This window comes from Streptomyces kanasensis (assembly GCF_043077165.1).
GTDB lineage: Bacteria > Actinomycetota > Actinomycetes > Streptomycetales > Streptomycetaceae > Streptomyces > Streptomyces changanensis.
This window is the reverse complement of the sequence record NZ_JBIBSF010000008.1, coordinates 202,480-216,303: the sequence shown is the minus strand read 5'-3', so window position 1 is coordinate 216,303 and position 13,824 is coordinate 202,480. Positions and strand designations below refer to the sequence as shown.

The 13,824-nt window shown below is 69.9% G+C and carries 5 protein-coding genes; all 5 read left to right on the top strand.

Going from position 1 to position 13,824, the window contains the following annotated elements; genetic code table 11:
- Positions 1-58 precede the first annotated feature (58 nt).
- A complete protein-coding gene (locus ACF053_RS20935) occupies positions 59-1,684 on the top strand; it encodes a PD-(D/E)XK nuclease family protein (RefSeq protein WP_391955282.1) in 1,626 nt (541 codons plus the stop codon).
- Positions 1,681-2,874, top strand: coding sequence for a pPIWI_RE_Y domain-containing protein (locus ACF053_RS20930; protein WP_391955281.1), 1,194 nt, complete (start codon positions 1,681-1,683; stop codon positions 2,872-2,874). The genes ACF053_RS20935 and ACF053_RS20930 overlap by 4 nt, the downstream gene beginning before the upstream one ends.
- Positions 2,867-6,313, top strand: coding sequence for a pPIWI_RE_Z domain-containing protein (locus tag ACF053_RS20925; protein WP_391955280.1), 3,447 nt, complete (start codon positions 2,867-2,869; stop codon positions 6,311-6,313). Before ACF053_RS20930 ends, ACF053_RS20925 begins: the two co-directional genes overlap by 8 nt.
- A gap of 69 nt (positions 6,314-6,382) precedes the next feature.
- Positions 6,383-9,262, top strand: coding sequence for a pPIWI_RE module domain-containing protein (locus ACF053_RS20920; RefSeq protein ID WP_391955279.1), 2,880 nt, complete (start codon positions 6,383-6,385; stop codon positions 9,260-9,262).
- Entirely contained in the window at positions 9,249-13,793 is a 4,545-nt protein-coding gene (locus tag ACF053_RS20915) for a sacsin N-terminal ATP-binding-like domain-containing protein (protein WP_391955278.1), read from the top strand. The genes ACF053_RS20920 and ACF053_RS20915 overlap by 14 nt, the downstream gene beginning before the upstream one ends.
- The last annotated feature ends 31 nt before the right edge of the window (positions 13,794-13,824 follow it).

The following is a 13,824-nucleotide window of genomic DNA, read 5'->3' as shown; positions in this document are numbered from 1 at the left end:
GCCTCGGGGTTCACGACGGTCGGCCTGACTCCGTGCTTCGGCCGGGAGGGGGAACGACATGACGTGCGACGTGCCGTGGCGTGTGCCGCAGTGGATGACGGGGGACGAGGGGCCGGTCCGGATCGGGCCGGGCACAGGAGGGGGAGCGGACGAGCCGCACGTCTGCCCGGCCCGCGACGCGGCGAAGGCCCGGCCAGGACTTCGGGCGCGGGTGCCGTCGCAGCTTCCCCGGGAAGAGCACGAGACCTTCACGCTCGGTCCCGTGTGCGCGGCACTGGACCGGATCGAGTTCGGCGGCGCCACGGTGGACGAGGCGCTCGGAGCCCTGTCCGGCCACCGGCCTGCTCTGCACGAGGGGCACCGGACCTACGTGGAGCACGCGGTGCGGCAGTACACGAGCCAGGGGCCGGACGCCTTCGTGCCCGTCCAGCCGTACTGGGCGGTGCGCAAGGACAATGGTCGGCGCTGGGAGCTCTACGCATGGTGGCGCCGCTACCAGTCGGCCGACGGCACGGTGCGCGAGTACCGGCGGCTGAGACACGGGGACGCCCGTGCGTCGAGCCGGGGTGAGATCGCGGTCGCCGCGTACACCGCGGCGTTCGGAGCCGACGCGGCGTGGCCGCGCCGCTGGAACCAGGAGTTCGTGATCCACGGCTCTCCCGGGCCCGTCGCGAGGGTCAGGATCATTGAGATCGGCCTGGGCGACGGATCGCGGACCGTTCAGTTCGACGGAACTGCGGAGGAGGCCAAGGCGTACTACGAGGCGCACGGCGGCCCCCACGTGAGGAATGTGGTCAGGGGCGGTCCGGAGCGCCCCGGGGCGGCCTGCTTCGACTGCAAGCAGTTCACCGGGTGTGAGGCGGTGCCCCGGTCTCCTGGGGTACTGGCACTGCCCTCCCGCCGGTTACCGCTGCGGAAGGTGTCCATCAGCGACCTCAGGTACCACGCCGCCTGCCCGGCGCAGTCCCTGCTGCGCTCCCTGCACCTGCCGAAAACCGGCGAGTACAGCGACGCGGCCAAGCTCGGCCAGGCCGTACACGGTTGGGTCGAGGCGCTCCACCGCCGCACCGGCCCGGTTCCCTGCACGCGCGACGACATGCCCCCGCAGGGGGAGAACTGGACCGCCGGTCGGTGGAGGGTTCCGGACGAGGAAGCGGAAACGGGCCGCGCCATGCTCCTGCAGCATGTGGACTCGTGCCCCTTCCAGTTCCCCGGGGCCATCGAGCGGGTCGAATGCGAACCGACCCAGGTGTTTCACGACACGGCGGCCCAGGCCCTGGTCGTGGCCAAACCCGACCTGCTCTACAGGGAGGACGGTTCCTGGGTGTGGCGGGAGCTCAAGACCACCCGCACCCCGGCTCGCCTCGGCAAGGATCCGCTGGACGCGTATCCGCAGCTCGCCCTGGCCGTCGTCCTGCTTGCCCAGGGGGAGTTGGGCGGCGACCCCTCCGGATCGAGGGTGGAGCTGGAGGTCCTCCGCCCCGATGGATCCGACCCCCACGTCATCGACCCGATGGACGCGGAGCGCCTGGCCAAGGCGCGGGCGGTGCTCCGGCGGTACGCCGGCCCCTGGCGCGAGGACCGTGCGTGGGAGGCACGGCCGGGCGGGCACTGCCGCCAGTGCCCGGTCTCCCGGTGGTGCCCGAGCGCCCAAGCCCCTGCCGACGCGGAGGAGAAGGCATGATCACCCAGACCCCACCGAACTCCGGGGCAGCCCGATCCGGCCTGGTCTCCCGACCGTCCGCGGGCTCGGACGAACCCCTGCTCCGGGAGATCGCCAGTGCGCTGGTTCGTCTGTCCCGGCAGCGCGGCGTGCCCCACCCGATCTATCCGGCCCAGGTCCAGAACGCCTACAACCGACTCGTCCTGCACTGCCTGCGACAGGGAGTCGAACCGCCGGGCAGCATTCCCGAGATGGTGCGCTGGGCCTGCGAACGACCGCTGACGTGCTGGCCGCTGGACCTGTCTCCCGAAGCCCGTGGGGCCGCCGGCACGCTCGTGGATCCCCAGACGAGACTGCCGCACCAGCTCTGCCTCGAGTGGGAGGTGGATGCGGCGGATCCCGCCGCAGAGATCTTCGAGAACCAGCGCATGCTGGAGGCACTCACCGTATGCCGGGCAGCGGGCGATCCTGCGGCGTACACCGCCTTCCGGTCCCTGCTGACCACCCGGCCCGTACTCACCGGCGCAGAGCTCGCCCTGCTCGGTGGGGACCCGGAGTGCGGACTCCTGCTCCACCACGTCATCAGACAGTGCTACGAACCCGTCCCTGCGACCTATCGACGCGACGGCGGATACCAGCAGTGCGGACGCTGCCGCTGCCTGATGGTGCCACTGCCCGGCGGAGGCCACCGCTGCGAGCTGGATCGCTGCCGCCGTGACGCCACCGCCGCCGTCCCGGTTCCGGTACGCCCCGACCGCAGCGGGCTCCACCAGCTCAGCCGCCCCCTGCGGATGTTCGTCACCAGTCCGGGCCTGGCAGAGAACGACATCGGGGCAACCCTCAAGAGACGCTTCGGCATCGACGCCGAGATGTGGCCCCAGTTCGACGCGTACGACTTGCGCGTCCCGCTGCCGGGTGGCCGGTACTGGGCCGTGGACGTCAAGGACCGGGTGAACCCGGTCCTGCTCGCCCGCACACTCACCCGCTTCCGGGCCGATCCGCCCTTCGACCGGGCCTTCCTGGTCGTGCCCCGCTATCGATTCCGCGAGAACGAGGCGTACGGACGACAGTTCCGCCGAAGCCTTCCAGAAGATCTGGCAGGGAGCATCACCCTGCTCGACGACCGGACCTTCCTGCGTCTCGTGGCCGAACAGATCGCGGACCGGACGGAAGCCGGATTCCCCCGCCCCCAAGGAGACCACCATGCGTGATCGCAGCGGCTGGCACCGTCGTTGCTCCCGCCAGCTCGCCGACGTGTGGCCGGACGACCTCGGTGCGTTCCGGGCCGCCGATCTCCTCGACGTCGAACTCGGCCTCTACCTGCTGCAGAGCGTGGCGCCCACGCGCGCCGCGCTCGACGTGTGGCCCCTGCTCGGCGGATACCCCCACAGCGAAGCGCTCGGGGACGTCCGCTCCGACGAACAGCGGCTGCGCATCCTGCGCGCCCGCCACCGCCTGTGGGTCCTCAGACGCGGACACGCTTGGTCTGAGGCGCTGGAGGCGTACCTACGCGTGCCGCAGCAGCTGCGCGGATACGACCTCGAAAGCGTCGACGCGGTCCCGCGTCGACGCGCACCCGCCCGGGCAGCGCGCCGTTTCGAGGTGTTCGAAGAGCTGCTCACCACAGGACCCGAGTTCGCGACCCGCCATGTTCCGCTCGCTGGATCGGGCGAGTACACCTTCCGGGCCCAGGACCGGCTCCACTCGGTCGAGATCACCGACGACCTGCTGTTCGGCGCCGTGCCCAGGTCGCACGCCCTCGACGCGGCGCCCGCCGGGCGCGGGGAACCCGTAGACGTGACCTGGGAAGAACTCGAGACGGCGGCCGCAGCGATGGACGCGAAGGAGGAGGCCCTCGGCGGCTCCCGAAGCGGATGGAGCGGTCGACTGAGCCGTGTCCGGTTACTCGTCCGGGACGAGGCCCTCGGCCGGTTCACCCGGGGCAAGCGCCTCAGGATCGACCAGCTGCTCCACATGGTTGGCATGGTCGGTGCGGGCAAGTCGACCCTCCGCGACATCCTCACCTACCACCTGGTCACCCGGACGTCACGCCGTGTCACCCTGGTGGTCGGCGACGTCGCCGAAACCCTTGCCGTCGTGGAGCTGTTCAAGCGGCTGGGAGTGGCGGCGGCCCCCATCCTCGGCCACTCCACGCGAGAGCGGAACATCGGACGCCTGCACCGCCGCACCGCGGTGGCGGGCGCCGACTCCATGCTGGGACACGACCACCCCGGCTTCGCGTACCTGAGCAGCGCCTGCCCCGTGGACGTCCTGCGCGGCATGGAGGCACGCAGGCCCCTCGGCATCAGGGAAGCCCCGTGCCTCGGGGTGTACCCCGCCGTGGACCAGGAAGAGACCCCCGACGATCCACTGGTCGAAGCGGAGAACCCGGCCGGCCGAAGGCCGCGCCCCAAGCCTCAACGAAGGCTGTGCCCGCTGTGGAACCGCTGCCCGAGACATCGCGGCGCCCGGGACCTCGTCGACGCCCGCGTCTGGGTTGCGACCCCCGCCGGGCTGGTGCACAGTTCCGTGCCCCAGCACCAGCACGACGAGCAGATCCGTTACCTGGAACTTGCCTGCCGACTCAGCGACGTGATCATCGTCGATGAGGCGGACCGCGTGCAGATGCAGCTCGACACCGTGTTCGCCCCGGCCAGCACCCTCGTCGGCACCTACCCGAACTCATGGTTCGACGAGGTCGCCGTCCACAAGTTCCAGCAGATGGCGCGAGACGGGCGACTCCAGCTGTCCGAACGCGACGTCGACGACTGGACGAACGCCGTCAACACCGTGAGTGCCGCCACCGACCGGCTCTATTCGCTCCTGGTAAAGGACGGGGAGCTGAGGCAGTGGATCAGCGTCGACTACTTCAGCGCGTTCACCCTGCACACCCTGCTGATCGACAGCTGGTTCCCCGGACGGGAAGCGGGCGACCAACCACCGCCCGCAGCGCGGCTGCTGGACGAGGCGCTGCTGCGCTTCCGGGACGACCCCCTGCACGAACACGAGAGCACGGGTGACGGCGACCAGGTGACCCCCCTGGTCAACACCTTCGTCCACCTGACCCTTGAACTGCTCCACGCCCCCCAGGGCGCCCGCACCCGGGAACGGCTCCGATCCACCCTCACTGCTGTCGTGGGCCACGACTCCGGAGCCCTGGACCGGATCGACGTACAGGCCCGACGCTTCGAGTTCACCCTGCTCCTCGCCGCGCTCCACAGCCGACTCGACTTCATGACCATCCTGTGGCCGCGCGTCGAGGCCGCACTCCACCTGGAGAACGCGTCGAACGTCCTCTCCCGCAGACCTCCGAAGGACTACGAGGCGGTCATCCCCGAATCACCGATGGGCAACGTCCTCGGCTTCCAGTTCCGCCTCACGGACTCGGAGCGCGACGGTGACCGCAGCGGTGAGCTGCGCTTCTTCCACTGCAACGGCGTGGGGCGCGAACTCCTCATGCGAATGGGCGACCTGTGCCGGGTGGACGGCCGACCCGCCCCCCACGTCCTGCTCATGTCCGCGACCAGCTGGGCCGGCACCTCCAGCCGGTACCACCTGCACGCCGACGTAGGAGCCGTGCTTCGCCCACGGGACGAGGAGGTCCAGGCGGTCCTCGGCACCGAGTTCCGCAAGGAGTTCCTCCACTGGCCGGGCGGCGAAGGACCGCGGCCCTTGCGGCTGTCGGGCTGCCCTCCGAAGGAGCGGCCCCAGGCGCTCGTCGAGATGCTCCGGCAGCTCGCGGTCCCTGACCGCAGCCTGCCCGGCGCATCGAGCATGCTCGACACCGAGCTGGACGAGATCCCCGACCAGGATCGACGCCGCATCCTGCTCCTCGTCGGCAGCTACGACGAGGCGCGGCGCGCGGCCGAGTACCTCAACGGAATCCCCGAGTGGAACGGCCGTGTCGTCCAGCTCGTCTCGGACGACGCGGACGCCGACACCGCCTGGGCCCGGATGCCGGAGGACCCCGCGGTGCACACCCTCACCCGAGGCGACGTGCATTCCTTCGCGAAGACCGGCGGCGAACTCCTGGTCGTTCCACTGCTCGCAGTGGAACGAGGGCACAACATCGTGCTGAGCACGGGCAAGGCGGCGATCGGCAGCGTCTACTTCCTCGCCCGGCCCCACCCGCGACCCGACGACATCGCCCTCGCCATCCAGTCGATCAACGACTGGGCGGTACGCCAGCTCCGCGACACCGGAAGGGTCTTCACACAGGCGACGCTCGCGGCTGCCACGCCGCACCAGGCCGCCATCGGGTTCCGCAGTCGCGCACGCCGCCAGTGGAACCGGTACCTCACCCGCCGAATGGCCTGGTCCAGCCTCCGGGACGACGAGAAGGTCGCCTTCACCTGGGACCAGCTGGTCGTGATGTGGCAGGTGATCGGCCGCCTCGTACGCGGTGGTGTGCCCGCCAGGGTGGCCTTCGTGGACGCCGCCTTCTCACCCCGCGAGGCGGGATTCGAGGCTGTCGACACCCCGGACACCAGCCTGCTGGCGAGCATGCGCGCCGTGCTGGCCCCCTACTTCGACGAGCCCGACGTCGTCGCTAAAGGTGCCGAAGCCCCGCCGGAACCCTCTCCGATCGACAAGTCACTCGTCCACGAACTGTACGAGCCGCTCTATCGCGCCCTCGTCGACATGGGCTGAGACCGCGGCCGCCCGTCCGCACCCCACACCTGTTCCCGCACCTCCCTCCGATCTGAGGAGACCCACCAGATGGCGTACCAGCACGTACGGACCGCCTCGTACATGCCTGACCCGGCGCAGGGGCCTTTCCCCGTCCTACGGCACACCCTCTCGCTGCCCGCTCACTGGGAGGAGCCGCTCGGCCGGCTGCGTGACCATGGCCGGCCGGAGGGCCGATGGCACGGTCCACACCGCATCCCCACCCGGGAGATCAACCAGCTGATCCGTACCACCGCCCCGGACGTCGTCACCGTAGCGTCCAACGCCACCTTCGGAACGGATTCCCCCTGGCTCTACTGCGCCGAGCCGTTTCCCGCCCCGGTGACGAACCTCTACGCCGCCACCTGGCTTAGGAACCTCCCCCGCGATCCCGATGCTCCGGACGCACGGCGTCTGCTCGCGGAGTGCTTCCGCGAGCTAGACACCGGAAGCCTGACCTGGCGCGCAGACACCATCGACCTGCTCGAACAGCAGCCTTCTCCCGGTGGCACCGCCAAGCCCACCCGTCTGGTGTACCGACTGCTCCCCGACGAACTGGCCGCACGCATCGCACGTCAGGGTGCCTACGAGCACGGAGGCCGGCAACTCACCTTCCACCAGGTCGCCGGCGCCGGCGGCGGGTACGACGCCGGGAGCAGCAGCGCGGAACTGATGTCGTGGCCGCCGATCGAATACCGGCCCACGGGTAGGAGCGGCGAGCGCAAGCCGTCGTACTACGCGGCCACCCTCCGCGTCGGCGTGCGCACCGTTCCGTTCTCACCGGTTCCTCGGATTCATCTCAGCGCGGGAATCCGCCGGTTCGTCACCGGAAAGGTCTGGATGCCCTTCCGCAAGGGTGTCTCGGTCTACCTACTGCCGGAGACCTCGCTCGTGCCGGACGCACCGGTGTCCCGGCGACTCTCGGTTGCCATGCTGCAGTGGCGCAACGGCACCACGGATTGGAGGCAGGGCGGCCCCAGCGGCATGCTCGCCGCCGTCGCCGCGCTCGACGGTCTCCCGTCGGTGGATCGACTGGTCAAGGAGGCCGACCACTGGATCGGGGACGGAAAGGACGGCATCAGGCTGGCGGTCGGTCACCAGGCCGCCATGGGCAGGCACCCCATCGGGACCGGACTGATGCCCAGCGAACGCCGCCGTCTCATCGAGTGGGCCGAGCAGGCGCTGGCCCCCGAGTTCGTCCCCGCCCCGAAGCTCCAGCGCAGCCGGTACGGTCGCCCGCCTGTCAGGCAGCTCACGAAGCGGCCCTCCATGCCCAAGAACGCCACCACCGAAGAGCTCGCCGCCCTCCTGGAGCGGACGGAACGGACCGCTGCGGACAACGCACGGGTGCGACGTGCGGCGCTCGCCGCGACGCTGGACGGCACCGACCTCGTCGGCTTCCTGGTCCACCAGACCGACGACCAGCGGGACCGGCTCGCCGCCACCGCCGAGAGTACGCTCGGACTCACGGAGTTTCGGCGTGAACAGGGGCCGGAGACATGGGTGTGGGAGGCCGAGGAGCTCACCGTGCGGCTCCACGCCCACCCGCTCGGTGAGCTGGGATCCCCTCTTGGAGCGGAGGACCGGCCGCCGCGCGCGGGACAGGAACACGACCAGGCCATCCGTGAGCGGCGCGGACGCGTCGCCGAGGCGATGACCCGTCTGAAGGCCCAGGTGCCCGGGGCGCGGATCGCCCTTGTCGAGCTGGAAGGAAGCGAAGCGTTCCAGGGTCCCGCGAGGCGCACCGACCCCAAGTACGCGATCCGGCTCGGGTACGCGGACGCAGGCTTGGTCACCCAGTTCATCCGCCCCCTGGACACCGCGATGGACAAGGCTGACGCCGAGAAGGACGCCGCCCTGCGGGCCGAAGCGGCCTGGGCGGACGGCCTCCGTCAGACCGGGATGCGCCTGGTGCCCCAGCACACTCTCGGCGATCGCATCCCTTCCGGACTGAACCAGGTGGCCTTCCATCTGGTCGAGCGCCGGGTCGACGGTCCCACGGGCAGGGCACAGTTCACCCCGATCGCCGTGCTGCTCCGGCCGGACGCACCGTGTGTTCTCGGACGGACCTCGGACGCCTCGGAGTGGATGCCCTACCCGGACCTGCTCCGGACCCTGACAGGACGAGTGCGGGGGAATGACCTGAGGACCTCGGCGCAGCAGTCGGCAGTCACGGCGGCCTTCATCAGGAGGACCCTGGCGAGCCTGCGCGGCACGCCGACCCTGGTCCTGGCCCACGCACAGGACGTGCGCAAGCGCTGGCCGTGGCTCACCAACGGTGGTCTCGAGGTGGATCGGATCGGCCTCGACGGGGGTCCCGCGCAGCGGATCGGTCTCTACGGCAAGCACCTCCGGGTCGTCAGGGTCGCTGACAGCGGCCGTGACGAGACGCCCCAGTGGTGGGCGGAACGGGAGGAGCGCGAGGAAGAGCTGGCCGGGCAACAGCGGGGCGGCTTCGGCATGGGACTGTGGGTGCCCGACGAGCCCGGAGCCCCCGGCCGCGTCTTCTACAGCACGGCGGACAAGGCGAGCACGCAGACGAAGTTGACGAACGACGACGCGAAGCTGACCCCTCACGTCAACCCCGCCGGCCGGAGCGCCCACCGGCCGACGGTGAACGCGTGGAACCCCGAGCTACTGGAGCTCACCCTGGCCTGCCTTCAGCCCGGCGACGACCCCGAGGCATGGGCCGCGTTCGTCCACCAACAGCGCATCTGCAAGGACGACTACCGGGACGTGCTCGGCCTGCCGCTCGCTCTTCACCTCGCACGGCTCGCGGACGAGTACGCGCTGCCGCACGACGAGGAGGAGGCGGTGGACCCGACGGCGGGGCCGATCGTAGGGACCGGCGTCGAAGACGGCCCAGGGCAGCTCGCATTCGACTTCGACACCGATGAGGACGACGAGGACCAGGCACATGGGAACGCGTGACACGAAGGCGGCTGCGCGGGCCGTCGGGTTCGCCGACCGCATCTTCGATCAGGAGGAAATGCGGGACGCGAACGCCGTACCGGAGCCGGAGGGCGGTGAAGCGACGGCCGCAGCCGTCGAGCACCTGGGCAAACGGTTCGCGACACTGCCCGGGATGGTTCGCCACGCCTTCGGCCGGACCCGGGACCACGCGGGCAACCTTTCGAGTGATCCACTGCAGGGCCTGTCCGAGATCGTGCAGAACTCGGAGGATCTCGGCGCCTCAGAAGTGCGCATCCTCACCAGGAAGCGAGACCTTCTCGTTGCCCATAACGGTGCCCCGGTGCGGTTGCCGGACGTAGTGGCCCTGGCCATGCCGTGGCTGTCCAGCAAGGCGGACGAAGCCGAATCCACAGGGCGGTTCGGCATCGGGCTGATGACGCTGCAGTCGCTTTCTCCCCATCTGGAAGTGCACAGTGGCCACTACCGGGTGCGCATCGGCGATCCCTATGTCTCCGTCGCCGAACCGCTCGTCGTACCGGACTGGTTCGCGGACGACGCCTGGACCGTGCTCCGCGTTCCCTTTGCACCCGGTGCGCTCGACGCGGAGAGCGTCGACGGGTGGCTCGCTGCCTGGACCTCCGGCGCGCTGCTCTTCCTCGACCACGTATCCGACGTCACGCACCTGGATACGCAGGGCGGCGTCCGGCACCGGCTCGCTCTATCCCGGGAGCCCGGACCCGGCTTCGAGGCCGAGGTCGGCGGTGGACCGGCAGAGGTAGGGACCCACCTCGCCCGTGCGGCCACTGGGACTCGATGGCTGGTGTGCCGTACCACTGTGCCCAGTCCCTCGGGCATCGACAGGGCGCACAAGGCTGCCGGACCCACCACGACTCTCGCCGTCGCCCTCCCGCTCGGACACGGCGGTCCCGGACGGATCCACGTCGGTCTGCCGGTTCAGGAGATCGGGCCGGCCCTCTGGACGAGTGCGCAGTTCGACCCGCTCGCCAGCCGGCAGGCGCTCGACGAAACCCCGTGGAACCGTGCGCTCGTTCCATTGGTGGCCGATCTGTGGACGGCAGCCGTTCTGCGGCAGTTCCGGCAGGATCCGGTGAACGCCTGGAGTGCTGTTCCCCTGCCGGATCACGTCCGTGACGGGCGCAATCCGGCTGCTGCGATGGAACAGCGGTTGCTCGACCACGCCCGGCGTCTGGTGTCCGCGAAGCTGCTCCTGGAGGTCCCGGGGGAGGGTCTCCTCGATCTCGAATCGCTTGCCGTGGAGGACGAAGAACTCGAAGGTGCCGTGACCGAGGAGGAGGTCGCCCGTCTGGCTGATGTGCCCGCCGCGCTGCCCGGAGCGATGCGAGACCCGGACGGCAGGTGGCGGGAGGTGTTGTCGGATTGGGAGGAGAACGGTGTCGGCGCACCGGCCCGGGTCGAGGTGTACGACACGCTGGACCTCCTTGGCGACGGGAGTCGATCACCACGAGCGACGGTCCGACTGGTCGCGCGAGTCATCAAAGCGGGTTGGAGCGGCCTCCTGTCGTCACGTGATTGGCTCGTGGACAGTTCCGGTACGCAGTACGGCATGCGCGGCTCTGTACCCGTGCTGTTCGCCGCCACTCCTCGTGGGCTGGGATTCGAACTGGGGCTCACCCGTGAGATCCACCCGGACTTTCTGGCCGACACCGACGACGCGCGGTCGGTCCGGGAATGGCTCGGCAAGCAAGGGGTACTGCTCAACGACGACGACCCGGCAGCGGTGATTCAGCGTCTCGCAGACTTCGGGGGTGCGCGAGGTGGAGCTGGGCTTGTCCTCACGGATGAGCAGCTCGTGGCGCTGCGGGACGGTTTCGCACACGTACCGGAGAGCCGCCGTGAGCTGTGGGGCAGGAAGGTCGGGCTGGCAGTGCGGCTCCAAGGCCACCGCTACACCACCGATGGAGCGCGGGAGGACGTGGAGATCGCACCCGCTCGGGCCTATCTTCCGTCCGGGCTGGACAGCGCCGAGCACGACGAGAGCTTCGCCTTCGCCGCCGGCTCGACTTCCGGCCCGGCGTGGCTGCGATCGCGTTACGCCAAGGTGTTGCAAGGCGGCAGCATCGGAGCCCTGAGATTTCTCCGGTTGCTTGGTGCCGAGACGGCTCCCCGGCCGCGCAGTCATCCTGGACAGCACTCGCGGTTCGAACGAGGCGCCAGAGGACTTCCCTCAGCCTTCGCCTCGGGTTCGAAGGCGCGCACGGAAGCGCTGGAGGCTCTTCGCGCGACCTACACCCTCAACGATTACGACTGCCCCGACCTGTATGCCGTGGCAACCGATATCGCGAAGGACGACGACTCTGCACGTCGCCGACGCAGGGCGGCCGCGCTTCTCCACGTACTCGGCCGCTCATGGAGTCGCTTCTCCGAACATGCCGAGGTCGGTGCGGCTTTCGACTACCACACATGGCACGACCGAGGGCGGACGGCCGCCCTATGGCTCTGGCAACTACGCGAGGTGGCTTGGCTGGACGATCGGAACGGCACTCCGTCCAGCCCCTTCCGGCTCCGTACCCGCACCGCGGGCACCGTGGCCGTCTACGGGGACGGGGACGCCCAATTCCTGCATCCGGACATCCAGGAGCAGGCACGGCGGCGTACTGAGGTACTCCGAGCCCTGGACGTCGTCGGAGACGCCCGTACCCGCGATCTCGTCGAGTGCCTGCGGCGGCTCCGTCGTGAGGAGAAGGACGGGGCTGAACGAAACGCCCCCGCCGCAATGATCGTCTACGAAGCCCTGGCCGAGCGTGCCACCGGAAGGGGGACTTCGGGCGGATCAGGAGAGATGCCGTTCAGTGAAGTCCTTCGTGCCTTCACCACAGGCGAAGGGCTGGTCCTCACGAACTCTGGCTGGCGGCGCCCGGGCGAGTGCCTCATCGGCGAGCCACTGTTCGGAGCGTCACGGGCCTTCGCTCCCGTGTTCACTGGTGGCGAGGCGTTCTGGGCGCGGCTCGGGGCGCGTCGGCCGACCGTCGACGACGCTGTGAAGGTGATCAGGGAGTTGGCGCAGAAGGACAGGAGGGAGCGACGGAACGTTCCGGAGGGAACCACTCAATCGGTAGTCCTGGAGACCCTGAAGATGCTCCGTCGCCCCTCTGCCGTCCGGTCGGAGGAGCTGACAGCCGGGCGGCTGGGAAGACTTCCCCTGGTCACGAGCAAGGGATGGCTTAGCAAGCGGCCTGTGTACGCGGTCGAGGACCCCATGGTCGCCGACGGCTTGGGCCGTGACCACGCCGTGTGGCGGCCGGGAGCAGAGCTGGAGCAGTTCCGTCCACTGGCCGGGGCCCTGCGCCTCACGTGGATCGGAGTGGAGCAACTCAGTGTGCACAGCTCCACTGTCGCTTCGCACGATCCGGACGCGACGGAACTGGTCCGCGCGGCTGTCACCCATCTGCGCGAGGACCTGCAACGCAACGCCCCGGAGGTGGCCCGCGGCCTGGACGGCTCCTGGGACGGACTCGCGACACTCACGGTGAGCGTGGCACCGGACCTGATCTGCCGGGTGGAACTGTCCGGTACTCCGGTGGAAGTATCCGTCGACGCCGGTGTCGACTGGGCTTCCAGCACCCTGTACGTCCGTGACCTGTCAGCGGTGAACCGGCCCTCTGCGGGCGGTGCTTCGATCGCCACCAAGTTCCCTGGACACCGCAGGGCGGCGGCCCTCGCCTGGACCGCCGCGTGTGACCGGGCGGAGCGGGGCCGCACTGCCGTGGACCTTAGCCTCGCGGAGGATCAGGTCCGCCGTGAACAGGAAGCCGCCGTCGCCGAACGCGATCGCCGGCTCATGGAGATGCGGGAAGAAGCGGACCGACGCGGCCGGACGAACGGACGGGAAAGGCGTCCGGTTGCGGGAGCCCCGTCGACGATCAGTGGCCGGGCGCCCGCACTACCCGCGATCCCGCACGGCCGGGGCCCCTCCGTCCCCGCCGTGCGGCCCCCCGCTTCGTTCCGCCGACTGGTGGATCCCGCCACCCTCCGTCTCGTCGTGGACCGGGGAAACCTCACGGCACCGCAATCCGGGGCCGGGCCCGCGACGGGCACCGCCCCGAAGAAGGGCCCGGTCGGCCTGCCCCAGCCCCGGTCCGGCTCGGCCGTCCCCCAGCAGCGCACCGCCGCACGTCCCTATACGGCCGTGGAGCAGGAGAAGGCGGCACTGGACCTCGTACGCCGGGCTCTGGCGTTGGACGAGACCGAGCTGCGTGACCTGAGGGCTCAGCACGGTTTGGGGGCGGACGCAGTGGACGAGCTGGCCCGGTTCTACGAACTCAAGACGTACGGCGGTGCCGAGCCGGACACGATCCAGCTCACCCCTGCGGAGTTCCAGCGGGCGATCGAAAGCGACGATTTCTTCCTTGTGGTCGTCTCCGGTTTGGAGGCCGGAGCCGCACCGGTCACCGTACGGATCATCCTGGAGCCGTTGAAGCACCTGCCCTACCGTCCGAGCAGCAACGTACTCGTCTCCGGCATCCGGGGCGCGCAGAGCCTTGTCTACCCGTTCGAGAGCACGGAGTAATCCTCGGCCGTGACTGCCATGAGAATGATGA